The organism is Streptomyces sp. yr375 (genome assembly GCF_900110755.1).
GTDB lineage: Bacteria > Actinomycetota > Actinomycetes > Streptomycetales > Streptomycetaceae > Streptomyces.
Window position 1 is genome coordinate 580,020 of the sequence record NZ_FOFF01000001.1, and the last position, 22,411, is coordinate 602,430.

A 22,411-nucleotide genomic window follows, 5' to 3' on the forward strand; every position below is an offset into this window, starting at 1 on the left:
GGTTCGCCGCCCCCGCACCTGCCCGCGCCCGCGATTCAGCTCCCGCGCTGCTGAATGCGTTCGGTTTCTTCCATTGGACCCACGGCCGACGGCCGGGTCAGGGTGGAGTGCGCCCGGTGCGCCGAGATCAGCGCGATTCACCTTCCGGGCACCGGACTTACCGCTCCCGCACCACCTTCGAGTTCCGCACCACTTCGAGAGAGGGCACGCGCACATGGAGACCCGCCGTATCGGGGACGTGGACGTCAGCGCGATCGGCCTGGGCGCCATGCCCATGTCGATCGAAGGGCGGCCGGACGAGGCACGCTCCCTCGCCACCCTGCACGCCGCACTGGACGCCGGCGTGACGCTGATCGACACCGCGGACGCCTACCACCTGCACGCCGACGAGGTCGGCCACAACGAGACCCTGATCGCCAAGGCCCTCGCCTCCCACGACCGGGGCGCGGACGTCCTGGTCGCCACCAAGGGCGGCCATCTGCGCCCCGGCAACGGCAGTTGGACCCAGGACGGCAGCCCCGCGCACCTCAAGGCGGCCTGCGAGGCGTCGCTGCGCAGGCTCGGCGTCGAGGCGATCGGCCTGTACCAGTTCCACCGCCCCGACCCGCGCATCCCCTACGCGGACTCCGTCGGCGCGGTGCGCGAACTGCTGGACGAGGGCAAGATCCGCGCGGCCGGCATCTCCAACGCCGACCCCGAGCAGATCAGGCAGGCCGATGACATCCTCGGCGGCCGACTGGTCTCCGTACAGAACCAGTTCTCCCCGGCGTTCCGCTCCAGCGAGCCCGAACTGCGGCTGTGCGACGAGCTCGGCATCGCGTTCCTGCCGTGGAGCCCGCTCGGCGGCATCTCCCGCGCCCGCGAACTGGGCTCGTCCTACGCGCCGTTCGCCCATGTCGCCGAGGCCCACGGGGTGAGCCCGCAGCGCGTGTGCCTGGCCTGGATGCTGGCCAAGTCGCCGGTCGTCGTACCGATCCCGGGCGCGAGCCGCCCGGAGACGATCCTCGACTCCCTCGCCGCGACGGACCTCGTCCTCACGGCCGACCAACTCGCGGAACTGGACGCCACCGCCTGACGGGCGCGCCGCGACGGTGCGTGGCCGGATCGTGACCCCTGGTGGGTGATGTGCCCGGCCGGGATGCATGAATCGCGCCCGGCCGGGCACACGCAGCGCAAACAGAGAGAGGGGCGCTCGTGATCGTTCCGGACCCGAAGGTCGCCAGGACGTTGCTGACCCGGTACGCGACGCTGAAGATCGCTCAGGCGGAGTGGGAAAGGCCGCAGACGGCTCGCGAACTGCGGGACGTGACCTACACCTTGTGCGTGCTGATGGGCACGGCCGACGTCCGTGAGGCGGTGGCCGCGGCGGACGCCTTGCTGGAGTCCGCGGCGGCGCTGGCCGCGAGGCGCGGCCGCGGCACGCAGGGCGAGGAGAACGGACTGTCACTGGCCGTCTGACACCTGAGGGCGACGGCCCGCGGCAGGATCCGGCGCGGCGGTGCTCCTACGAGCGCCGCCGCGTCCGCGTGCCTCAGGAGGCGGCGGAGTCGCACGCGTCGGCGTGCCGGGCGCCGTGCTCCGGGGACGTCCCGGCCAGCCACTCGGCGATGGTCCGGGCGATCGGCTGGCCGGTGTCCACCTCGACGAACCCGAACTGCCCCGACTGGTTGCACTCCAGGAACCACCAGGTCCCGTCGGCGTCCTCGGCGAAGTCGAAGGCCCCGTAAGCCAGTTGGGCGTCCCGCAGATACGTCCGTACGGCCTCGCCGAGGCGCGGCGGGACGTCGACGGGGTGCCAGGGTGTGGTGGAGGGCGCGAAGCGTACGTCCACCACGTCGGGGTCGCCGCCGGGGGTCGTCTCCTTGCGGGCGGCCAGGACGCGGTCGCCGACCGCGGTCAGCCGGATGTCGGCCCGCTTGGCCACCCGGCGCTGCAACAGCGTCGGACCGTAGGCGACGGCGGCGAAGTCGGCGCCCGGCGGCACCCGGGTGGTGGGCACCGCACGCGGCGGGTCCTGCGGATGCGCCCCGGACACCGGCTTGACCACCAGATCCGGGTAGCGGTCCGCGAACTCGCGCGCCGCCTGCGGGAACGTCGTGATGAGCGTGGCCGGCACGGGCAGCCCGCTGCGCTGCGCGAGCCGTAGCTGCCAGGGCTTGTGCCGGGCGCGCAGGGACGCGTCCGGATGGTTCATCCAGCGCGCCCCGGTACCGCGGAGCATGCCGTACAGCGCCTGCGAGGCCTCCTCCGTGAGCCACGCGGACGGTTCGGGCGCCCGGGCCGCCGCGGCACCGGGCCGCCGTATCCACACCGACCGCAGCCCGTCGAGGCTCACCAGCCGTCCGGCGGACGACAGATGGCCGCGAAAGGCCCCGTGCACGTACTCGCCGGAGAGCGCGACGGAGTGGGTGAGGTCGGCCGGATCGAACCGGACGACCGGGACGCCCGCGGCGTTCAGATGGACGACCACCATGTCCGCCGTGACGTCCTCTTCGCAGGTCAGGATGAGTACCGTCATCGTCGTCGGCCCGGGTTCAGTCGTCGAAGTGGGTCTTGGAGCCCGCCGTCGAGGTCGTCGTCGCGAGTTCTCTCAGGAGGGCGTGGTCACGGGCGGCGATCCCGCCGTCGAAGAGTACGTTCAACTGCAGTCCGGGGTCATAGGCGTACGGAGTGGCGAACTGCGATTCGGCCGCAGGGCGTGCGTAGTTGAGCGTGAACGGTTTCATCGTCTCTCCCTCGTCGGTACTGCCTCGATCAAGCGGTGCCGCTGTGCGACGTCACTCGGGCCCGCTGCGTTGGTGCTGGATGGGTGTGACGTTCAGTCACTTATACGAAGCGAGCGGGTGGTTGGTTTCCCTACTCTCCGTGATCGTTGTGGAGTTGGGAATCCAACAGGGCGCGGAGCAGGGGAGATCGGGCCGAACAAGTGTGAAAACGTCTTCCGGAGCGGTCAGTCGGGGACGTGCTCAGAGAGGTGGTCGGGGGCCCGGCGCACGGAGCGCAGGGCCAGCAGGAGGACGCCGATGTCGTCCAGGTAGACGGGATCCGGCAGGACGTCGGCCGGGAGTACGAAGTACAGGACCGCGCCCCAGAACACCCAGCGCGGGCCGGTGGGGAGCCCCGCCAGCCTCAGGCCCCGGCGGGCCCGGACCAGGCGGACCAGCACCGCGGCGGCCACGGCGAACAGGGCCGCGGCGAGCACCGCCGCGACGACGACGAGTGTGGTTGGCACATCCACGGGCCCTCCCCTATGTCGGTTTCCCCGCTTTCGGACTCCGAATGCCCGGTTCCGGCGGGATTACCGCGACGGGACGCACCTCACACGGGTGCCGCGCCCGAGTGGCGGAGTGCGCCGGACGGCCCTTGTAATGACAGGGTCACGTCGCGTGTCGCATCTCGGGGGTGCAGGGGCGACCGCACCCTTCAGAGAGAGCTCAGCATGATCACCCGCTCTTGGTCCCTCCCGGACCGTCCCGTCCCACCGCTCACCGGCGAGCCGATCGCCACCGCACCACTACCCCCGGTCACGCCACCCGCTTCAGCCCCCGCCCCCGCACCGGGGCCGGAAGCGGCCACGCCGAGCCCGACCGGCCCCGCGTACCCCGACCCCGTCGACGGACTCCTCCACGCCGCGGCGGCCAACCGGCCCCTGGAGGACGTCGCCCGGCTCATCACCATGCTCGAACAGTCCGAGGAGGGCGCGGCGGCGGCGGCCGACGTACTCCGGGTCGTCGGCAGGGACCGGCCCCTGGAGGACGTCCCCCGACTGGTGGCCGTGCTGTCGCGGCCGCCGCACCACGCGGAGCAGGCCGGCCACATGATCCGCGCCGCGGCCGAGAGCCGTTCCGTGGAGGAGGTCACACGGCTGATGGCCCTGCTGTACCGGTCACCCCTGGAGCCGCACTGCGGCGACGAGGCGGTTCGGGCCGCGGCCACCCACCGTCCGGTGGAGGAGGTCGTCGAGATCGTCGGACGGCTCGCACAGCACCGGCTCGCGCAGGAGCGGGCCGGGCAGCAGCAGGCCGGGCAGGCGGCTCTGCCGCAGGTCACCGGGGAGTGGGCCGGGGTACCGGCTCCGCCCGGACTTGGGCTCACAGCACCGGCATCGGCAGGGGGGCCGGAACCGGCGGCGGCCCGTGCCGGTGGGGCCGCGTCGTGGACGGCGTGGGCCGCCGCCCTGGCGCTGGCCCTGTGCGCCGCCGCGAACCTCCCCGTGCACCACGACGGCGTCCCGCTCGGCGTCCTCACGGCCGCGTTCGTGCTGGCCGGGTGCTGCCTCCTGCTGGCGGTGCTGCTGCTCCGCAGGCCCGCGCCGCCGCTGCTCGCGATGGCGGTGCTGGTGCCCGCGGTGTTCGCGGGCGCTCAGCTCCTGGCCGGGCGCGCGGGGTTGGCGGAGCTGTCCCGGGTCACGGAGGCGACTCTCGCCCCACCGTGGCTCGCCGCCCCGGCGGCCGTGGCCGCCGTCCTGACGGCGCTCCTCGCGCTCCTCGTGAGCCTGCTGGGCACCCGACGGCCGGCGGTGGCGCTGCCCACCTCGGACTGACGTCGGCGCAGAAGTCGTAACGCAGTAGCCGACCGGAAAAGCCCGGCAACCGACCGGGGCAGGCGGGCCTCCAGCAGGCCCGTCAGCCCCGGTCGGACCCGGTCGCGCCGGTGGTGTCGTCGGCGTCCTGCTGCGGCGGTTCTGCCGGAGCGGGGGAAGCCGTCGTCGTTGCCGTCGTCGTCGACTGTGGCCGCAGGCTCTTGGTCGACTCCTTGAAGCGCTCCAGGGTGCGGCCCAGTTGCCGGAAGGGGGAGCCGCTCTTCCTGGCGGGCGCCGGTCGCGGTCCGCCGGGCAGGGCGGCGGCCTCGCGATACGCGGCCAGGGCCTCGTGGGCGTGTTCGGCGGCCTCCCGGTACAGCTCCCGGGACTCCGTCATCGCCTCCAGCGCCTCCTTGTACATCGCCACGAGCTTGCGTTCGCGGGCGAGTTCCTCCTCCAGGGTGAGCAACCGCCACTGCTCCCGCAGCACGGTGAGCGCGGCGTCGGCGGCCGCCGGCAGCGGCCTGGGCAGGGCGGCGAAGCGCAGTACCGGGTCCAGCATCTCGGTGGGACGCGTGCCGTCCAGGAACACGCTGCGCACCGTGAAGTCGGCGGCGTCGTAGCCGGCGGGAGCGGGGACGCCGGGCAGCACCAGCGCACCGCCGCGCGGCACCTCCACCCCGGACTCCTTCAACGCCCAGTTCACGGTGCGCAACTGGTGCGGGGCCGCCCGGTGCTCGATCACCCGGTGGTGCAGTCCGGGCGGCAGCAGCGGGACCAGCGACCGGCGGCCCTCCTCGTCGGGCGTCATGGCCTCGTGGACGACGACATGGATGCTCCAGGTGTCGCGCAGCGCGCCCCGGAGCGTGCGCCGCAGTTCCTTCTCGTCCGCCGGCAGCGGGTTGGTGTCGAGGAACCGCTCACCGGTGACGGTCTCGTGCCCCCACAGGGAGTCCGCCTCCCAGGGCCAGAACATGGCGGCGGGCGACGGCCACCGCAGGTCCCACGGCTGCTCCGCCTCCGCCGTCAGCGTCCACTCCTGGCCCCGGCCCGACCACTCGGCGAGCGTGAGCCGGGCCCGGACGGTGACCCCCTCCGCCACCGGCCACCGGGCTTCGAAGGCCGTCTCACCCTCGGGGGTGTCGGCGTCGGGCAGCTCCATGAAGTCCTGGACGGTCTCGGCGTCCTTGAGTGCCTGGAGGTTCTTGCGCAGGACATCCGGCGCGGCGGGGCCGGTGTGGCGGCCACGGGCCTGCCACACCGTGGCGGGAGACGTGGGCGGAACGGTCGCGGCGATGTGCATGGGTCCATTCGTGAAGGCGAGCGGCGGTGGCGGGCGACCCAGTATCGCGTGCCGTGGGGCGTGGGCGATCAAGCGGGTCGGTGACGCGGGCGCCCGGAGACACCCCGTCGATGCCCGCCTTCCCCGCCACGGCACACGTCATGCGTCCGGATACGTCCCGATCCATGGAGTTCTCGAAGAGGACGCGGGTGCCGCCGGAGCCGGTGCCGCCGTTCCCGGGCGTCGACCGGACGCCGACGGGAACTATGGTCGTGGGGTGATCGACGACTCCGTACTCGTGCGTACCGAGGGGCGCGCCGCGTACCTCACCCTCAACCGCCCCAAGGCGCTCAACGCCCTCACCCACACCATGGTCCGCCGTATCGACGAGGCCCTGACGGTCTGGGCGGACGACCCGGCCGTCGAGACCGTCGTCCTCACCGGCGCGGGGGAGCGGGGGCTGTGCGCGGGCGGCGACATCCGCGCCATCCACGACGACGCCCGGGACGGGGACGGTTCGGCGGCGGCTGCCTTCTGGCGGGACGAGTACCGGCTCAACGCCCGTATCGCCCGCTACCCGAAGCCGTACGTGGCTGTCATGGACGGCATCGTGATGGGCGGCGGCGTCGGCCTCTCCGCGCACGGCGGGATCCGGATCGCCACCGAGCGGTCGCGGATCGCCATGCCGGAGACCGGCATCGGCTTCATGCCGGACGTCGGCGGCACCCACCTGCTGGCCCACGCCCCCGGCGACCTCGGCACCCACCTGGCGCTGACCGGCGCCCCGGTGGGCGCGGCCGACGCCCAACTGTGCGGCCTCGCCGACCACTTCGTCCCGTCCGAGGCCCTGGCACCGCTGGTCGCGGACCTCGCGCACGCGCCGGTGCGCGAGGTGCTGGACCGGTACGTACGGCAGGCCCCGCCCGGCCGGCTCGCCGTGGCCCGGCCCTGGATCGACGCCTGTTACTCCGCCGACAGCGTCGAGGAGATCGTCGGGCGTCTCCTCGACCACGGCGACAGCGAGGCCAAGGAGGCCGCCGAGACCGTGCTCGCCAAGTCGCCCACCTCCCTCAAGGTCACCCTCGCCGCGGTCCGCAGTGCCCGGCGGCTCGGCTCGCTGGAGAAGGCGCTGGACCAGGAGTTCCGGGTGTCCTGCCGGGCGCTGACCACCCCCGACCTGGTGGAGGGCATCCGCGCCCAGGTCGTCGACAAGGACCGCAACCCGCGCTGGTCCCCGGCCACCCTCGCCGAGGTGACCGACGCGGACGTCGCCCGCTTCTTCGCCCCCTTCGACGAGGGCGAGCACGAGCGCGCGTACGCGCGTGAACTCGGCCTCGCCGGGCCCGACGGCACCCGGTAGGCGTCCGGGTAGGCGTCCGGGTGGGCCCGCGCGGGCGACCGACCGCTACGCGCCGACCCCGGTGCCCTGGTCGCCCGCGCCGGAGTCCCGGAACGCGCCCAGGATGCGTTCGGCGGCCAGTGTGGCCGTCAACTCGCCGTCCCTGACCTGCTGTTCGAGGCCGGGCGTGAGGGCCCGTACCGTCGGGTCGGTGCGCAGCCGGTCGAGGAGTTCGTCGCGGACCATCGACCAGGTCCAGTCGACCTGCTGGTCACGGCGTTTGGCGGCGAGGCGGCCGGTGGAGTCCAGCAGGGTGCGATGCTGTTCGAGGCGCTCCCACACCGTGTCCAGGCCGGTCGACTCCCGGGCGCTGCAACTCAGCACCGGTGGCGTCCAGGCCGCGTCCTTGCCGTGCATCAGCCGCAGCGCGCCCGTCAGTTCGCGCGCGGCGGCGCGGGCGTCGCGCTCGTGCGGGCCGTCGGCCTTGTTGACGGCGATCACGTCGGCCAGCTCCAGGACGCCCTTCTTGATGCCCTGCAACTGGTCCCCGGTGCGGGCGAGGGTGAGCAGCAGGAAGGAGTCGACCATGTTCGCCACCGCGGTCTCCGACTGCCCGACGCCGACCGTCTCCACCAGCACCACGTCGTACCCCGCCGCCTCCATCACGACGATCGACTCACGGGTCGCCTTGGCGACGCCGCCGAGCGTGCCCGCCGTGGGGGAGGGGCGCACGAAAGCCGCCGGGTCGACGGCCAGGCGCTCCATCCGCGTCTTGTCGCCGAGGATCGACCCGCCCGTACGGCTCGACGACGGGTCGACGGCGAGCACCGCGACCCGGAAGCCGAGCGACGTGAGCAGCGTGCCGAACGCGTCGATGAACGTCGACTTGCCCACGCCGGGCACCCCGCTGATGCCGATCCGCCGCGCCTTCCCGCTGTGCGGCAGCAGACCGGTCAGCAACTCCTGTGCCAGCGCCCGGTGTTGGGGCCTGGTCGACTCGACGAGCGTGATGGCGCGGGCCACCAGTGCCCGCTTCCCGTCGAGCACGCCCTTCACATAGGTGTCGAGGTCGATCGCCATGGGGCTCAGAGGTCGTGGCCGAGGTCGCCGGCCAGCCGCTCGACCAGGTCGTGGGCCGCGTCCGGGATGACCGTCCCGGGCGGGAAGACGGCCGCCGCGCCCATCTCCAGCAGCGTGGGCACGTCCTGCGGCGGGATCACCCCGCCGACCACGATCATGATGTCCTCGCGGCCCTCCGCGGCGAGCTGCTCGCGCAGCGCCGGGACGAGCGTGAGGTGCCCGGCGGCCAGCGAGGAGACGCCGACGATGTGCACGTCGGCCTCGACGGCCTGGCGGGCCACCTCGGCCGGGGTCTGGAACAGGGGGCCGACGTCGACGTCGAAGCCGAGGTCGGCGAAGGCGGTGGCGATCACCTTCTGGCCGCGGTCGTGGCCGTCCTGGCCCATCTTGGCGACCAGGATGCGCGGGCGGCGGCCTTCGGCCTCCGCGAACGCGGACACCAGGCCGCGGGTGCGCTCCACGTTCGGGGACTCGCCGGCTTCGTTGCGGTACACACCGGAGATCGTACGGATCTGGCTCGAGTGCCGCCCGTACACCTTCTCCAGGGCGTCGGAGATCTCCCCGACGGTGGCCTTCGCGCGGGCCGCGTTCACCGCCAGCTCCAGCAGGTTGCCCGTGCTCTCGGCGGCCCGGGTCAGCGCGTGCAGCGCGTCCTGGCAGGCCTGTTCGTCGCGCTCCGCGCGCAACCGCCGCAGCTTCTCGATCTGTTGCGTGCGGACGGAGGAGTTGTCGACCTTGAGGACGTCGATCTGCTCGTCGGTCTCGACGCGGTACTTGTTCACGCCGATCACCGGCTGCCGGCCCGAGTCGATCCGGGCCTGGGTGCGGGCCGCGGCCTCCTCGATGCGCAGCTTGGGGATGCCCGCGTCGATGGCCTTGGCCATGCCGCCCGCCGCCTCGACCTCCTCGATGTGCTGCCAGGCCCGCCGGGCCAGGTCGTACGTCAGCTTCTCGACGTAGGCGCTGCCGCCCCACGGGTCGATGACCCGCGTCGTGCCCGACTCCTGCTGGATCAGCAACTGCGTGTTGCGGGCGATGCGCGCCGAGAAGTCGGTGGGCAGCGCGAGCGCCTCGTCGAGGGCGTTGGTGTGCAGCGACTGGGTGTGCCCCTGGGTCGCCGCCATCGCCTCGACGGCCGTGCGCGTCACGTTGTTGAAGACGTCCTGCGCGGTCAGCGACCAGCCCGAGGTCTGCGAATGGGTGCGCAGGGAGAGCGACTTGGAGTTCTGCGGGTCGAACTGCCGCACCAGCTTCGCCCACAGCAGCCGGGCCGCCCGCAACTTGGCGATCTCCATGAAGAAGTTCATGCCGATCGCCCAGAAGAACGACAGCCGCGGTGCGAACGCGTCCACGTCCAGGCCCGCTTCCCGGCCCGCCCGGATGTACTCCACCCCGTCGGCCAGCGTGTACGCCAGCTCCAGGTCGGCCGTCGCGCCCGCCTCCTGGATGTGGTAGCCGGAGATCGAGATGGAGTTGTAGCGCGGCATCCGCTGCGAGGTGAAGGCGAAGATGTCGGAGATGATCCGCATCGACGGCTTCGGCGGATAGATGTAGGTGTTGCGGACCATGAACTCCTTGAGGATGTCGTTCTGGATGGTCCCGGCCAACTTCTCGGGCGGAACGCCCTGTTCCTCCGCCGCCACGATGTAGAGGGCGAGAACGGGCAGTACCGCGCCGTTCATCGTCATCGACACGGTCATCCTGTCGAGCGGGATGCCGTCGAAGAGCTGCCGCATGTCGAGGATCGAGTCGATGGCCACGCCCGCCATGCCGACGTCACCGGTCACCCGCGGGTGGTCGCTGTCGTAGCCGCGGTGCGTGGGCAGGTCGAAGGCGACCGACAGACCCTTCTGACCGGCGGCGAGGTTGCGGCGGTAGAAGGCGTTGGACTCCTCGGCGGTGGAGAAGCCCGCGTACTGGCGGATCGTCCACGGCTGATTGACGTACATCGTCGGGTACGGGCCGCGCAGGAACGGGGCGGTCCCCGGGTAGGTGTCCAGGAAGTCGAGGCCCTCCAGGTCCTGCCCGGTGTACAGCGCCTTGACCGGGATGCCCTCGGGGGTCTCCCAGAGCCGGTCGCTGCCGCCCGTCGCGTTCTTGACGGCCGTACGCCACTCGTCGGCACTGCCGTCGGCGGTCGGGGACCCCAGTTCGATGCCGGAGAAGTCGGGGATTCCCATCAGGACACTCCCATGCGGTCGAGGGCGGCGGACAGCACGGCGACGGCGTCACAGCCCGCGAAGACGTACGAGTCGACACCCGGGTACTGCCCCGGGCGGCCGGCGAGGAACACATGCGCGGCGCCCACGGACCGCAGCCGCTCCGCCTCCTCCTGCGCCTGCTCCGCGTACAGCGCGTCGCTGGAGCACAGGCAGACCTCCGTGGCGCCGCTCTCCTCGAACGTGCCCGCGGTGACGGGTTCGAGGCCGCCCGCCTGGAACAGGTTGGACGCGAAGGTGGCGCGCGCGGTGTGGGCGGCGGCCGGACCGATCGTGGCGAGGAAGACGCGCGGCCGGGCCCCGGTCGCGGCGAGGTGGGCGTCGGAGCGGGCGCGCAACGCCTCGAACGCCTCGTCGCGCCGCACCCGCGGCAGCCCGCCGGACGGCGTCGCGGGCGCGGGCCGACGCTCCACCGGACGCTCGGCGAGGAACGGGAACTCGCTGACTCCGGTGACGGGTTCGCGCCGCTTGGCCAGCTTGGCGCTGCGCGCCCGCCAGGTCTCGGCGAGCTCCTGCCCGAGGCGCTGCGAGCGCAGGGCGGCGGCCTGCCCGCCGAGCCCCTCGATCCACTGGAAGAACTCCCAGCCCGCGTGGGCGAGTTCGTCGGTGAGCCGCTCCACGTACCAGGAGCCGCCCGCCGGGTCGATCACCCGGGACAGATGCGACTCCTCGATGAGGATCGTCGACGTGTTGCGGGCGATCCGGCGGGCGAACGCGTCCGGCAGGCCGAGCGCGTCGTCGAAGGGCAGCACGGTGACCGCGTCGGCCCCGCCCGCCCCGGCCGCCAGCGTCGCGATCGTGGTCCGCAGCATGTTCACCCACGGGTCGCGGCGCGACATCATCACCGGCGACGTCACCGCGTGCTGGAGCTGCGCCCCCGCCGCCGGTACCCCGCACACCTGCGCGACCCTCGCCCACAGCCGGCGCGCGGCGCGCAGCTTGGCGATCGTCAGGAACTGGTCGGCGGTCGCCGCGTACCGGAACTCCACCTGCCCGAAGGCCTGTTCGGCGCTGAGCCCGGCCGCCGTCAGCTCCCGCAGATAGGTGACGGCGGTCGCCAGCGAGCAGCCCAGCTCCTGCGCCGCCGAGCCGCCTGCCTCGTGGTACGGCAGCGCGTCCACCGTCAGCGCCCGCAGCCCCGGGTACTCCTCGGCGCACCGCCGCGCGAGAGCGGCGACGGCCCCGAACCCGTACCCCTGCCCGGTCCGGGCCTCGTGGCCCAGCGGGTCCGCGCCCAGAGCGCCGCGCGCCGCTTCCTTCGCGACGCCCCGCTCCGCGTACAGCCGCAGCAGCTCGGTGGCGGCGGCCTCGACGTCCGGTCCGGCGTCGAGGACGACCGGCGCCAGGTCGAGATAGACGCCGTCCAGGACCCGGCCCAGCGACGGCACCGGGATGCCGCCCTCGCCGACGACCAGCCACACGGAGGTGACGCCGTTCTCCAGGTCGGCGAGGACCGCGTCGCCGTCGGCCGCGGCGTGCCGCTGCCGTACGTCCCAGCCGCCTACGGTGTTCCCCTCGGCGCGTCCGGCGCGCACGAAGGGCGCGAAACCGGGGTAGCCGGGGTCGGGCGCGGTGTCGTGCGCCGTATAGAGAGGACGGGTGCGCAGCCCGTCCTCCAGCGCGGTGGACAGGGCTTCCTCGGCCGCGGCGCCCTCGACGTCCTTGCCCGACTTGCGCAGCACGCCTGCAACGAGGCCTTGCCACTGCTCGTGGGACACATCAGGGAACGCGGCGGCCAGCTCGAGCCCGTCGTCGGGCAGGACCGTCATGATCGGATGCTAGGCCAGAGTCACAAAGGAGGAGCAGGGGGCACGGCTGTGACCTTGCCCTCTCCTCTTATGTGACCCCGCCCTCCCCTCTCCCTCCGGCCGGGATCAGGCGCAGGACGTGAGGAATTCGATCAGCGCCGCGTTCACCTCGGCCGGGCGTTCCTGCTGGGTCCAGTGGCCGCAGCCGGGCAGCTTGAGGGGCTTGCGCCGGAGATTGGGCATGAGGTCGGGGAGGGACTCGATGAGTTCGGGGGTGCCCGGGAAGGCGGGTACCGCGTCGAGCTCTCCGTACACGTACAGGGCGGGCGGGGTGACGACGGCGCCGTGCCAGGGGGCCGTCAGCTCCCAGTTGCGGTCGATGTTGCGGTACCAGTTGAGGGCCCCGGTGAAGCCCTGGGAGAAGCTCTCGGTGAGCGTTTCGAGATCGTCCTCGGTGAACCAGTCGGGCAGCACCTCGGGGTCCTGCATGGCCGAGAGCCAGCCCTGCGCCGGGTCGACCAGCGGCTGCTTCTTCTCGGCGGCGTCGGGGGCGTCGCCGGAGAACGCGTAGAAGAACTTGCGGAGGGCGGTGCGGACGTCCTTCCCGAACTCGGCGTCGGCGACGCCGGGGCGGTTGAAGTAGTTCCAGTAGAAGCGGCCGTCGAACTTCTCGTCCATGGCGGGCAGCGGAGCGTGCGTCCCCCGGAACGGCGGCGGCACGCTCAGACCGGCCACGCCGAGCACCATGTCCGGTCGCAGCAGCGCGGTGTGCCAGGCGACCGGCGCGCCCCAGTCGTGCCCGACGACGTACGCCTTCTCCTCGCCCAGCGCGTGGATCAGTCCGACGACGTCGCCGACCAGGTGGAGGATGGAGTACGCGTCGACGTCGTCGGGGCGGTCGCTGCGACCGTAGCCACGCTGGTCGGGGGCGACGACGCGGAAGCCCGCGGCGGCCAGCGGGCCGATCTGGTGGTGCCAGGAGTGCCACGACTCGGGGAAGCCGTGCAGGAGCACGACCAGCGGGCCTTCGCCCTGCTCGGCGATGTGCAGCCGGACGCCGTTCACGTCAATCATTCGATGCTCAACCATGTGCACAAGCGTACGTGTCGTGATCTTGAGCGTCTGTGCCGACTTGGCCCCGCTTCGCGACCGCAAGCGGTGCCAGGGTTACGTGTCGGCGCTGGGGGCCGCCTTGTTGGCGAGTTCCAGCAAGGTGCCGAGTGCCTTGAGGCCGCGCGTCATGTCGATGCTCTTGTCGTACTGCCAGAGCAGTTGCAGGCCGTCCACCGCGGCGATGAGGAGGTGGGCGAGGTCGTCGGGGTCTACGCCGTCGGGGAGTTCGCCGCGCTCCTTGAGATGGCTCAGGGAGTCCCGGCCGAGGCTCCGGCCCTGGTCGTAGCGCTCCCGGAAGTACGCGTGCGCCGGGTGTGCGGGGGCCGCCGCGTCCGCCGCGAGGTTCGTGTACAGCGTCACCAGCCCCGGCACCGCGGCGTTGAGATCGACCAGACCGGCGAGGCGCTCGATCATCGTGGCCGCCGTGTCGGGGAGCCGGTCCGTGTCGTAGGCGTCCGCGTCGATCTCGTCGCGCCGGCGCAGCACCTCGACGAGCAGGTGCTCCTTGGTGCCGAAGTGGTGGACGAGGCCGGTGATGCTCAGGTTCGACGCCTCGGCGAGTTCGCGCAGGGTGGCTCCGCCGAAGCCGTGTTCGGCGATCACTTCGAGGGCGGTGGCGAGGATCTCCTCGCGCTTCGCCAGCCCCTTGGGGTACGAGCGGTCGCCGCCGACGGAGCCCACAGCACCGTACGGTCACTGCTGCGGGCCGCGTTCCCCGGCCAGCCCGGCACGTTGACGATCACCGCCGCCGACGTACGGCTGAGCGGCGTCGATCCGTCCACGTCGCACACCTGGGCCGAGGACGGGCACTGGGCGGCCCTGTTCCCCCTCGGCACCGATCCGCAGGGCAGGCCGCTGCGCCGACTGGTCCTCGGCGGGCCGGGCCGGTCGCTGCCGAGGGAGGTCCCGGTCACCGAGGACGAAATCCGCGAGGGCCTGCGCACAGTGTTCGGAACGCGGGTGCACCTGCTCGAACTGCGCTACGCCCGCCGTATCACCAACGCGTCGCGGCAGGTCGAGCAGTACCGGCACGGGCGGGTGTTCCTGGCGGGCGACGCCGCCCATGTCCACCTTCCGCTCGGCGCGCAGGGCATGAACACCGGGATGCAGGACGCGCTCAACCTCGGTTGGAAGCTCGGCGCCGCCGTGCACGGCTGGGCGCCGGAGAACCTGCTCGACACCTATCACACGGAACGGCATGCGGCCGGGGCCGCCGTACTGCGCAACGTCCGGGCGCAGAGCCTGCTGATGGACTGGGCCGGCACCCGCGATCCGGACGTGCTGGCCGCCCGGGAGATCTTCACGGACATGGCCCGGCTGCCGGACGTGCAGAGCTATCTCGCCGACCTGATGTCCGGGATGGCCTTCCGCTATCCGATGCCGGGCACCGAGACCCATCCGCTCGTCGGCCGGCCCGCACCGGACCTGGAGCTCGTCCCGGCCCGGCTGCACGAACTGCTGCGGTCCGGGCACGGCATCCTGCTGGACCCGGCCGACACGTTCGCCAAGGTCGCCGGCCCCTGGTCGGACCGGGTGGACCGGGTGGGCCAGGGCGCCGCCACCGAGCCGATGCTCGTCCGGCCGGACGGCTACGTCTGCTGGGCAGGCGCGAACGCCCTGGAACCGGCACTCGCCCACTGGTTCGGCGACCGCCGCTGAGCGGCCGCACAGGAAGCCGGCCACAGCGGAGAGGCGGGCGGTCGTCAGTGGGCGACTGCCGAGCTGAGGTGCCCTTGTGCAGCAGGGCGGTTCAGCTCACCTCGATGTCAGTTGCCGCCGGCGGCCTTGAACATGTACTTCTCGGTCGTCTCGCGGCTGACGTTCCAGTACGAGACCAGGGGGTTGTCGTCGATGTTCAGGAACGGCGTCTCGTCGGGCAGGTGGACGTCGATCGGTCCGCTGTCCGGATCGGCGTTGGAGACGCGGCCCTGGAGGCTCACGGTCATCGTCTTCACGGCCTCGGTCGGCGCGCCGGTGCGGAAGAGGAGCATGCCCGCGTACGCCTTCTTGCCCGGCCCGATCGTCGCGCCCTTCATCTCGGACTCCATCGGGCCGACCTGGTCCTCGCCACCGTTGTCGAAGCGGACGATCGGATAGCGGTAGAGAGTGCATGTCCTGTCGCCGGTGTTGGTGGCCGTGAGGAGCAGGTGCCGGACCGAGTCGTGTGCGTACGCCGTCGTGGCGATCGAGATGTTCGCGTCGGTGCAGGCGGCGGTCACGCTCTCACCGCTGCCGGAGTCACCCGTGCCGCCGGGCGCAGTCGAGGCGGTCGCGCTCAGGATGGCGGACGGGGCGGTGCCCGTGCTGTTGCTCCAGCCGTCCGGTTCGCAGGCCGTGGTGGAGAGGAGGGCGGCGAGGGCCGAGGCTCCCAGGGCGTAGGTTTTCCAGTTCTTTCGCGCAGCGCGCATGGTGTTCCCCCGTGTGTTTCACATGGTTCAAGTAGTCGCGTGTGCCGGTGGCCCCGTTGGGGCTCATCGAGCCGGGGCCGGTCACGGGCCGGATGTGACGGGCCGTGACCGGCTGTACCACGACGGGGACGCCGTCTCCCGTCGTGGGACCGGGGTATCAGGGGGAGTAGCTCAGGTAGACGTAGGCATCGCGAGTTCCCCCCTCGCTCCAGTTGATGTCCACGCTGCCGGAACCGGAGCACTTCGTCTTGTAGCGGTAGGCGCCGTTGTCGAAGTTGACTTCGACCTTCACGCATCCCGAGTAGCCGTTGTTGCGCAGCTTGCCGGTGACGCGGACACCCCAGTCGTAGTGGCACTCGATGTAGTCGAACGATCCCTGGCGGAGGCTTATGCCGTGGGTGGCACAAGGGTTGGCGGCGGCCACGGTGGTCGTGGCCGCGGTCGCCTCCGCTGCCACCGGGCCGGCGATCACGAGAGCCACGGCAGTCACTGCCGCCGGCGCGAGCCGTCTGATGAACTTCATGGAATTGCCCTTCAGTCAGCGTGTGTTCGATGTGCGGTACGGGGATGAGCCTCACAGAATGTTTTCGAACATACGTACAGCCGGGGTTTGACGCCCCTGGTAAACCTTGGCGGTACCGCATATCGGTCCGGTGCGGTGGTCGCGGGGTGGCTACAACTGCCGTGGTACCGCGGGAGGTTGATTCCCGGATGCCGGTCCTGGCGTTACGCTGCCGCGATGGGTATCCCGGCGCCGCGCCCCTTGGTCGTCGATACGCTCATCGCGCTCGCGACGGTGACGGTCGCCGTTCTTCTGGGCAGGGAGTCCGTGTCACAGGGCTGGCCGGAGCTCGACGCGCGGGCTTTCGCCCTGGTCGTGCTGGCTCAACTGCCGGTGGCCCTGCGGGGCAGATGGCCGGTCGCCGTCTTCGTGGCGGTGCAGGGCGCCGCCGTCGCCTACGTCACCCTCGGCTATTGGCCGGTCGTGTGCACCTTCGGTTCCCTGCTCGCCCTCTACACCGTGGCGTCCCTGCGCACGACGCGGGTCACCGTCGCCTGCGCGGCGACGCTCAGCGCGTTCTGGCTGTACGCGGGTGTGGTCAGCGACAGTCCCTCGATGGCGTCGGTCCTCGCCCAGGCGCTGCTGTACAGCGCGGTACTGGTCCGGTTCGGCGTACTGGCCCGCCACACCGCCGAACTCACCCGCCGCCTGCGCGAGGAGCAGACCGAACGGGCCCTGCGCGCGGTCGCCGAGGAACGCGGCCGCATCGCACGGGAGTTGCACGACGTCGTCGCCCACCACATGTCGGTGATCTCCGTGCAGGCGGGCCTCGCACGGTTCGTCTTCGGCACCGACCCGGCCACCGCCCGAGGCGCGCTCGGCACCATCGAGGAGACCAGCGGCGAGGCTCTGGAGGAGCTGCGTCGCATGCTGCACGTGCTGCGCGAGGAGGATTCGCGGGCCCCGGAGGGCGCGCCGATGCCCACCCTGGCCCGTCTCGACGACCTCGTGGCCCGCGTCCGCGCCGGCGGCGTCCCCGTCGAGCTGACCGTCGAGGGCACGGCGCGCCCGCTCGCACCCGGCGTCGAACTCTGCGCCTACCGCGTCATTCAGGAGGCCCTCACCAACGTCATCAAGCACGCCCGGCACGCCCACGCGCGCGTGACGCTCCATTACGGGCGGCACGACCTGACCGTCCACGTCACCGACGACGGGCAGGGGGTGATTCAGGACAGAGTCGGGGCAGGCCCAGGCCACAGTTCCGGACTCGGCTTGATCGGCATGCGCGAGCGGGCCAGGCTGTACGACGGGACGGTCAGCGTCGGCGCACGCTCCGGCGGCGGATTCGCGGTCGAGCTGATCCTGCCCGTCTAGGGCCCTGCCGCGACGACGTGGCGGTGAGGGGGGACGGCCGAGCGGGATGATCAGAGTCCTAGTCGTCGACGACCAGTTCCTGATCCGGGCCGGCCTGGTGGCGCTGCTGAACGCCGCACCGGGATTCGAGGTCGCGGGGGAGGCCGGGGACGGCGAGACGGCGGTGAGTCTGGCCGCCGAGACCCGGCCCGATGTGATCCTCATGGACATCCGGATGCCCGGCGTGAACGGCATCGAGGCCACCGAACGCATCCTGGGCCAACCGGCCGACCGCCTGCCCCGCATCCTCGTCCTGACCACCTTCGACCTCGACGAGTACGTGTACGGGGCGCTGCGGGCCGGCGCCTCGGGGTTCCTGCTCAAGGACTCGGGACCCGAGCGGCTGCTCGCCGCGGTGACCGCGGTCGACGGCGGCGACGCGCTCTTCGCGCCCAGTGTGACCCGTCGCCTGGTCGAGGCCTACGCCAGGCATCGCGGTGCCGACGCGGGCGGCGGCGCCTCTCCCGACCTGGGCGTGCTGACCTCGCGTGAGATCGAGGTGCTGAAACTGACCGCCCGCGGTCTGTCCAACCTGGAGATCGCCGGCCGCCTCTACATCAGCGAGGCCACCGTCAAGACCCACCTCAACCGCACGATGAGCAAACTCGACCTGGGCAGCAGGGCGCAGGCGGTGGTGGTGGCGTACGAGACGGGGCTGGTGGCCCCGGGCGGCTGACCCGCGCTGCTGACCTGACATCCAGAGGGGGACTTCGGGCAGGGGAGCGGACTCACAGTCCGCCGCCCTCCGCCTCCGCGCGTCCGCGCCGCCCGCCGACACCGCGTCGCCGCCCGGCCCCCCGTTCCGGTCCCGCGCCGCCGCCCGACGAGGGCGCGCTGAACCCGCCGGGGACGAGCCGCGGCGGCCCCACGGTCGGCGTCGTCGGCCCGGAGGAAGCCGGACGGCCACCGTGCGCCTCCCGGCCCGTAGGACCCGTAGGACCCGTAGGAGCCATAGGGGCCGTAGGTCCCGTAGCCGTTTCTGCCGTTGTCTCCGGTGCGCGCGGTGGTGGCGGGGTCGCCCGGCTCAGCACGCGGGTGTGGGGCAGCAACGGGGCGCACGCGGCGCAGACTTCGCTGAGTGTCCAGACCTGGCCGACCGACGGATCGTGCCGCAGGACGAGGACCACCGCGCCCGCGCAGGCGACCCGGGTGTCCTCGTGCAGCGCGCACCGCTCACGGCGGCACGAGCAGGCCGCGTCGTGACGCACGGCCGCGGCCCTGGCGTGCGCGCCCGCGTGCGCCTCGGCGAAGCGGCGCAGGGCCGCGATGTCACGGGAGCGCGGCGGCATCGAGCACGGCGAGGAGCAGGTGACCGACGCCGTACGGTCCCGGTGTCCGACCACACGGATCGTCCAGGAGCGGCCCGGACGGCGGGCCGAGGGGGCGTCAGGGTGCATAAGAGCCAAAGCACATGTCCTTCGTGGCGGAGGAACAGGGGGAGCAGGGCGGAACGGGGGGAGCAAAGGAAGGTGAGGGCAGGTGAGGGGAGGGCGATCGGGGGGTGGGGAACGGTCCGCGGGTGGTTCCGGCGCGGACCACCGGAAATGACCTCGTTCACAGCATGCCCGTGGCCCCGCGGACCATTCGCGCTGTGCCCCCTCTGGCGGACAAGCCGCCTGTTGCGCGGGCTGTCGGTGCGGACGCCTAAGCTCCCTCCATGAACACAGGGGGACCCCACAGACGGGTCGTCGACGGCCGCTTCGAACTCGTCGAGCGCCTCGGCGGCGGAGGCATGGGCCTGGTGTGGCGGGCCCGCGACCTGGCCCTGCACCGGGACGTGGCCGTGAAGGAGGTCCGGCCGCCGGACCCGGACCTGGCCGAGTACGACCCCGAGGGCGCTCGCACGCTGCGCGAGCGCGTCCTGCGGGAGGCCCGCGCGCTGGCCCGGGTCCACCACCCCAACGTCGTCACCATCCACCACATCGTCGACGGCGGCGAGTACACGTACCCGTGGATCGTGATGGAGCTGGTCGAGGGCGGCTCCCTTCAGGACCGGCTCCAGCAGGGCGTGATGACCCCCGTCGAGGCCGCCCGGCTGGGCCGTGAGGTGCTGTCGGCGCTGCGGGCCACGCACGCCGTCGGCATCGAGCACCGCGACGTGAAACCCGCCAACGTCCTGCTGCGCCCCGACGGCCGGCCCGTGCTCACCGACTTCGGCATCGCCGCCGTCCGCGAGTCCACCGCGCTCACCGCCACCGGCGCGGTCATCGGCTCGCCCGACTTCATGGCGCCGGAACGGGTCAGCGGCAAGGAGGGCGGTCCCGCCGCCGACCTCTGGTCACTGGCGATGCTGCTGTACGTCGCCGTGGAGGGCCACCATCCGCTGCGCAGGGCGAGCACGCTCGCCACGCTGGCCGCCGTACTCGGCGAGGACGTGCCCGCACCGCACCGGGCCGGACCCCTGACCGGCGTCCTCACCGCGCTGCTCGTCCGCGATCCGCGGTCCCGCCCCGACGCGGCCGAGGTCGACCGGATGCTCGCAGCCGTGACCGCGACCGCGACCGGCGACGCACCGGGTGCGTCCCCGTCGGAAGGTGCCGCGCCCCTGCCCTCGTACCCGCCCCTGGCGACCTCCTACCCGCTCGCCCCGCCCGCGGCAACACCCCTCGCCGTCACGATCGCCCCGCAGCAGGCCGGGGTCCCGGTCCCCGGTCGCCGCGCCCGTGCGAAGGCCGTCACCGCGACCGTCGTCGGCATGGCGCTGGCGGGTGTCGTGGTGTGGATGCAGCTTCCGCACACGAAGGACGAGGACACGGGCACCGCGCCCACGCCGAGCCCGTCCGTGTCGCAGAGCGCCCGGCAGGCGTCCTCCGGCGGATCGTCCGGCAGCGCCGCCGTGGCGACGGTCGACCTGCTCAGCGGCAGCGGCCTCAAGACGGCGGTGGCGAAGCTGACCGCGGCCATGGGCGGGACGAAGGTCACGAGCCTTGTGGTGTACGGGGAGTACGCCATCGCCGACGCGCCCGTCAAGGGCCACCCGAAGCTCTACGACCGGTACGTCTACCGGGGCGGGGACGTGGCGGTGAAGGACGGGCCGGGCGGCACCGTCGTGGGCGGCGCGGTCCCCGTCGACCTGGACCTCTACGACTGGGACGCCGTGCCCGCGCTGTTCACGAGGGCCGGCAAGACCCTCGGCGTGCCCAAGCCCACGAGCCGCTACCTGACGATCAACGCGGCCTCCACCGTCTTCCACACCGACCCGACGATGAGCGTCTACCTCTCCGACGACTACGGCGGCGCTTACCTCCAGGCCGATGTGCACGGCCAGGTGATCAAGAGCTACCCGCGCGACGACGGCTGAGCGGCAAGCTATTGCCGTGCAGGATATATCGGAAGCCGATATATTCAGTTCCATGGCATCGAGGAGCATGACCCAGGCCGCCTTCTTCGTGCTGACGGCCCTCGCCGACCAGCCCCGGCACGGTTACGGCATCCTGCGCGAGATAGAGGAACTCTCCGACGGCGAGGTCCAGTTGAGGGTCGGCACGCTGTACGGCGTGCTCGACCGGCTCACCGCCGACGGACTCATCGCCCTGGACCGCGAGGAGGTCCAGCAGGGCCGGCTCAGGCGCTACTACCGCGTCACCGACGAGGGGGTGCGCGCCCTCGACGCGGAGGCGGAGCGCATGGCGGCCGGCGCGGGCGCGGCCAAGCGCCGTATCGCCGAGGGCCGGCGCACACCCGCAGCCGCCACTCCGCCCGCCACCGGGCCCGGACTCGCCGGAGGCCTGGCATGACGAACGACATGGCGGACGGCACGACGGACGACCCGACGAACGACATGGCGACCGGCCGCATGACGCTGCTCGAGGCGCGCTACCGCACCGTCCTGCGCCTGCTGCCCGCGTACTACCGCGGGCAACGCGAGGAGGAGATGGTCGAGGTCTACCTCTGGGACACCGACCGCGACATCCAGGAGCAGAGCCGGCCCACGCTCGGCGAGGTGGCGAGCATCGCCGCCCTCGCCGTACGCACCCGGCTGGGCACCGGCGGAGCGCCGCGCCCGTACCTCCTGCTCGGCTCGTCCGTCCGGCTCTTCGCGCTGTTCGCCGTGCTGCTCCAGGCGGCCGCCGCGGTCGTCGACCGGGCGCTGGAACTGACCTGGGCGACCACGCACGGCCCCGCCCAACGGGACATGTTCCTCTCGGGGTTCACCGGCCAGGGAGCGGTCGCCGCGACCGCCGCCGTCGCCGACTGGCTGCTGCCGCTGCTGTGGACCGTCGGCTTCTTCGCCCTGCTGCACGACCGTCGGCGGCTCGCGCGGATCAGTGTGCTGCTCGCCGCCCTGCCCACGCTCTGGCCGTTCCTGGCTCCCCTGGTGACCGATTCCTTCCCACCGGAACCCGCCTACGCCACCGCCGCGGCGGCCTTCGCCTGGCTGCCCGCCCTCGCCCTGTGCGCCGCCCACCACCGCGACGCGCCGGCGGCCGCCCTGCCCGCCGGTCCGCCCGGACTCGTGTACCTGGGCTGCTGTGTGGTCATGGGCGCGTCCGTCGTGCTGCTGCCCGGGGCCGCCGACTCCGTCTGGGCGCCGACCACGTGCTTCGTCGTGGCCGCGCTCGGCTGGCTGGCGTGGCGGATCCGCCGGGGCCGCCCGGCGGGCGGGGAGGGCGCACTCGCCCTCGCCGGGCTAGGGCTGCTGGTCCTGGCGGTGCGGGTGGCCGCCGTGTACCCCTGGCTCGACGTGTCCATCCCCGTCCCCACCGTGCTGCTGGCCGGCTTCGCGGCCCAGGCGGCGGCGCTGCTGCTCCTGACCGCGGCGCTGGCCGTCGTCGGCGGCCGGGA

At 72.5% G+C, this 22,411-nt stretch carries 22 protein-coding genes; 10 read left to right on the forward strand and 12 right to left on the reverse strand.

Annotation, left to right across the window (positions count from 1 at the left end; genetic code table 11):
• Window positions 1–214: 214 nt before the first annotated feature.
• Together BMZ82_RS02315 and BMZ82_RS02320 are read left to right on the forward strand one after the other, a co-directional pair.
• Window positions 215–1,075, forward strand: coding sequence for an aldo/keto reductase (locus BMZ82_RS02315; protein WP_093771007.1), 861 nt, complete (start codon window positions 215–217; stop codon window positions 1,073–1,075).
• A 119-nt stretch (window positions 1,076–1,194) separates the two neighbouring features.
• Entirely contained in the window at window positions 1,195–1,458 is a 264-nt protein-coding gene (locus tag BMZ82_RS02320) for a DUF5133 domain-containing protein (RefSeq protein ID WP_093771009.1), read from the forward strand.
• Window positions 1,459–1,531: 73 nt separating this feature from the next.
• Here the strand turns inward: BMZ82_RS02320 and tgmB are convergent, their stop codons facing one another.
• From tgmB to BMZ82_RS02335, 3 genes are all read right to left on the reverse strand, one after another.
• On the reverse strand, window positions 1,532–2,518 hold the full coding sequence (tgmB, locus tag BMZ82_RS02325) for an ATP-grasp ribosomal peptide maturase (protein ID WP_093771011.1): 987 nt from the start codon (window positions 2,516–2,518) through the stop codon (window positions 1,532–1,534).
• A 16-nt stretch (window positions 2,519–2,534) separates the two neighbouring features.
• Entirely contained in the window at window positions 2,535–2,726 is a 192-nt protein-coding gene (tgmA, locus tag BMZ82_RS02330) for a putative ATP-grasp-modified RiPP (protein WP_093771013.1), read from the reverse strand.
• 224 nt (window positions 2,727–2,950) lie between these two features.
• A complete protein-coding gene (locus BMZ82_RS02335) occupies window positions 2,951–3,238 on the reverse strand; it encodes a YkvA family protein (RefSeq protein ID WP_093771015.1) in 288 nt (95 codons plus the stop codon).
• A 201-nt stretch (window positions 3,239–3,439) separates the two neighbouring features.
• On the opposite strand from BMZ82_RS02335, the gene BMZ82_RS02340 reads away from it, so the two are divergent.
• A complete protein-coding gene (locus tag BMZ82_RS02340) occupies window positions 3,440–4,543 on the forward strand; it encodes a hypothetical protein (protein ID WP_093771017.1) in 1,104 nt (367 codons plus the stop codon).
• Window positions 4,544–4,625: 82 nt separating this feature from the next.
• Here BMZ82_RS02340 and BMZ82_RS02345 read toward each other — a convergent pair whose 3' ends face one another.
• Entirely contained in the window at window positions 4,626–5,825 is a 1,200-nt protein-coding gene (locus tag BMZ82_RS02345) for a hypothetical protein (protein ID WP_177244342.1), read from the reverse strand.
• 256 nt (window positions 5,826–6,081) lie between these two features.
• Here BMZ82_RS02345 and BMZ82_RS02350 point away from each other — a divergent pair, with 256 nt between their 5' ends.
• Window positions 6,082–7,164 (forward strand): enoyl-CoA hydratase/isomerase family protein, encoded by a 1,083-nt coding sequence (locus BMZ82_RS02350; RefSeq protein WP_093771019.1) that lies wholly within the window; start codon window positions 6,082–6,084, stop codon window positions 7,162–7,164.
• Between the two features lie 45 nt (window positions 7,165–7,209).
• Here the strand turns inward: BMZ82_RS02350 and meaB are convergent, their stop codons facing one another.
• The 5 genes from meaB to BMZ82_RS02375 form a co-directional block, all read right to left on the reverse strand.
• Window positions 7,210–8,223: a methylmalonyl Co-A mutase-associated GTPase MeaB gene (gene meaB, locus BMZ82_RS02355; RefSeq protein WP_093771021.1), complete on the reverse strand. Its 1,014-nt coding sequence runs from the start codon at window positions 8,221–8,223 to the stop codon at window positions 7,210–7,212.
• Window positions 8,224–8,228: 5 nt separating this feature from the next.
• A complete protein-coding gene (gene scpA, locus BMZ82_RS02360; RefSeq protein ID WP_093771023.1) occupies window positions 8,229–10,403 on the reverse strand; it encodes a methylmalonyl-CoA mutase in 2,175 nt (724 codons plus the stop codon).
• Entirely contained in the window at window positions 10,403–12,211 is a 1,809-nt protein-coding gene (locus BMZ82_RS02365) for a methylmalonyl-CoA mutase subunit beta (protein ID WP_093771025.1), read from the reverse strand. Before BMZ82_RS02365 ends, scpA begins: the two co-directional genes overlap by 1 nt.
• A 105-nt stretch (window positions 12,212–12,316) precedes the next feature.
• A complete protein-coding gene (locus BMZ82_RS02370) occupies window positions 12,317–13,279 on the reverse strand; it encodes an alpha/beta fold hydrolase (protein ID WP_093771027.1) in 963 nt (320 codons plus the stop codon).
• A gap of 78 nt (window positions 13,280–13,357) precedes the next feature.
• Window positions 13,358–13,984, reverse strand: a complete 627-nt coding sequence (locus tag BMZ82_RS02375; RefSeq protein ID WP_093771030.1) for a TetR/AcrR family transcriptional regulator — start codon at window positions 13,982–13,984, stop codon at window positions 13,358–13,360.
• On the opposite strand from BMZ82_RS02375, the gene BMZ82_RS02380 reads away from it, so the two are divergent.
• Window positions 13,892–14,962: an FAD-dependent monooxygenase gene (locus tag BMZ82_RS02380; protein WP_305729200.1), complete on the forward strand. Its 1,071-nt coding sequence runs from the start codon at window positions 13,892–13,894 to the stop codon at window positions 14,960–14,962. The genes BMZ82_RS02375 and BMZ82_RS02380 overlap by 93 nt on opposite strands.
• Before the next feature lie 107 nt (window positions 14,963–15,069).
• On the opposite strand, the gene BMZ82_RS02385 is transcribed toward BMZ82_RS02380, so the two are convergent.
• Entirely contained in the window at window positions 15,070–15,711 is a 642-nt protein-coding gene (locus BMZ82_RS02385) for a DUF4232 domain-containing protein (protein WP_093771032.1), read from the reverse strand.
• Window positions 15,712–15,868: 157 nt separating this feature from the next.
• A complete protein-coding gene (locus tag BMZ82_RS02390; RefSeq protein WP_093771034.1) occupies window positions 15,869–16,234 on the reverse strand; it encodes a hypothetical protein in 366 nt (121 codons plus the stop codon).
• Window positions 16,235–16,450: 216 nt separating this feature from the next.
• Here BMZ82_RS02390 and BMZ82_RS02395 point away from each other — a divergent pair, with 216 nt between their 5' ends.
• Entirely contained in the window at window positions 16,451–17,587 is a 1,137-nt protein-coding gene (locus tag BMZ82_RS02395) for a sensor histidine kinase (RefSeq protein WP_093771035.1), read from the forward strand.
• A 46-nt stretch (window positions 17,588–17,633) separates the two neighbouring features.
• Complete coding sequence (locus BMZ82_RS02400; protein ID WP_093771036.1) at window positions 17,634–18,302, forward strand: response regulator; 669 nt, start codon at window positions 17,634–17,636, stop codon at window positions 18,300–18,302.
• Window positions 18,303–18,354: 52 nt separating this feature from the next.
• Here the strand turns inward: BMZ82_RS02400 and BMZ82_RS40540 are convergent, their stop codons facing one another.
• Window positions 18,355–19,023: a hypothetical protein gene (locus BMZ82_RS40540; RefSeq protein WP_256251720.1), complete on the reverse strand. Its 669-nt coding sequence runs from the start codon at window positions 19,021–19,023 to the stop codon at window positions 18,355–18,357.
• A 260-nt stretch (window positions 19,024–19,283) separates the two neighbouring features.
• On the opposite strand from BMZ82_RS40540, the gene BMZ82_RS02410 reads away from it, so the two are divergent.
• The 3 genes from BMZ82_RS02410 to BMZ82_RS02420 form a co-directional block, all read left to right on the forward strand.
• Complete coding sequence (locus BMZ82_RS02410; protein ID WP_093771038.1) at window positions 19,284–20,927, forward strand: serine/threonine-protein kinase; 1,644 nt, start codon at window positions 19,284–19,286, stop codon at window positions 20,925–20,927.
• A gap of 67 nt (window positions 20,928–20,994) precedes the next feature.
• Window positions 20,995–21,363, forward strand: a complete 369-nt coding sequence (locus BMZ82_RS02415; RefSeq protein WP_093771040.1) for a PadR family transcriptional regulator — start codon at window positions 20,995–20,997, stop codon at window positions 21,361–21,363.
• Window positions 21,360–22,411: hypothetical protein (locus tag BMZ82_RS02420; protein WP_256251714.1), on the forward strand; the 1,052-nt coding region annotated here is incomplete at its 3' end. The genes BMZ82_RS02415 and BMZ82_RS02420, both read left to right, overlap by 4 nt.

Bases quoted from the DNA above. Each gene is read 5' to 3' on its own strand.
- tgmB (WP_093771011.1), bottom strand. From the start codon at position 2,518: ATGACGGTACTCATCCTGACCTGCGAAGAGGACGTCACGGCGGACATG.
- BMZ82_RS02415 (WP_093771040.1), top strand. From the start codon at position 20,995: ATGACCCAGGCCGCCTTCTTCGTGCTGACGGCCCTCGCCGACCAGCCC.
- BMZ82_RS02315 (WP_093771007.1), top strand. From the start codon at position 215: ATGGAGACCCGCCGTATCGGGGACGTGGACGTCAGCGCGATCGGCCTG.
- scpA (WP_093771023.1), bottom strand. From the start codon at position 10,403: ATGGGAATCCCCGACTTCTCCGGCATCGAACTGGGGTCCCCGACCGCC.
- BMZ82_RS02390 (WP_093771034.1), bottom strand. From the start codon at position 16,234: ATGAAGTTCATCAGACGGCTCGCGCCGGCGGCAGTGACTGCCGTGGCT.
- BMZ82_RS02365 (WP_093771025.1), bottom strand. From the start codon at position 12,211: ATGACGGTCCTGCCCGACGACGGGCTCGAGCTGGCCGCCGCGTTCCCT.
- BMZ82_RS02395 (WP_093771035.1), top strand. From the start codon at position 16,451: ATGGGTATCCCGGCGCCGCGCCCCTTGGTCGTCGATACGCTCATCGCG.
- BMZ82_RS02400 (WP_093771036.1), top strand. From the start codon at position 17,634: ATGATCAGAGTCCTAGTCGTCGACGACCAGTTCCTGATCCGGGCCGGC.
- BMZ82_RS02385 (WP_093771032.1), bottom strand. From the start codon at position 15,711: ATGCGCGCTGCGCGAAAGAACTGGAAAACCTACGCCCTGGGAGCCTCG.
- BMZ82_RS02340 (WP_093771017.1), top strand. From the start codon at position 3,440: ATGATCACCCGCTCTTGGTCCCTCCCGGACCGTCCCGTCCCACCGCTC.
- tgmA (WP_093771013.1), bottom strand. From the start codon at position 2,726: ATGAAACCGTTCACGCTCAACTACGCACGCCCTGCGGCCGAATCGCAG.
- BMZ82_RS02370 (WP_093771027.1), bottom strand. From the start codon at position 13,279: ATGGTTGAGCATCGAATGATTGACGTGAACGGCGTCCGGCTGCACATC.
- BMZ82_RS02345 (WP_177244342.1), bottom strand. From the start codon at position 5,825: ATGCACATCGCCGCGACCGTTCCGCCCACGTCTCCCGCCACGGTGTGG.
- BMZ82_RS40540 (WP_256251720.1), bottom strand. From the start codon at position 19,023: ATGCACCCTGACGCCCCCTCGGCCCGCCGTCCGGGCCGCTCCTGGACG.
- meaB (WP_093771021.1), bottom strand. From the start codon at position 8,223: ATGGCGATCGACCTCGACACCTATGTGAAGGGCGTGCTCGACGGGAAG.
- BMZ82_RS02410 (WP_093771038.1), top strand. From the start codon at position 19,284: ATGAACACAGGGGGACCCCACAGACGGGTCGTCGACGGCCGCTTCGAA.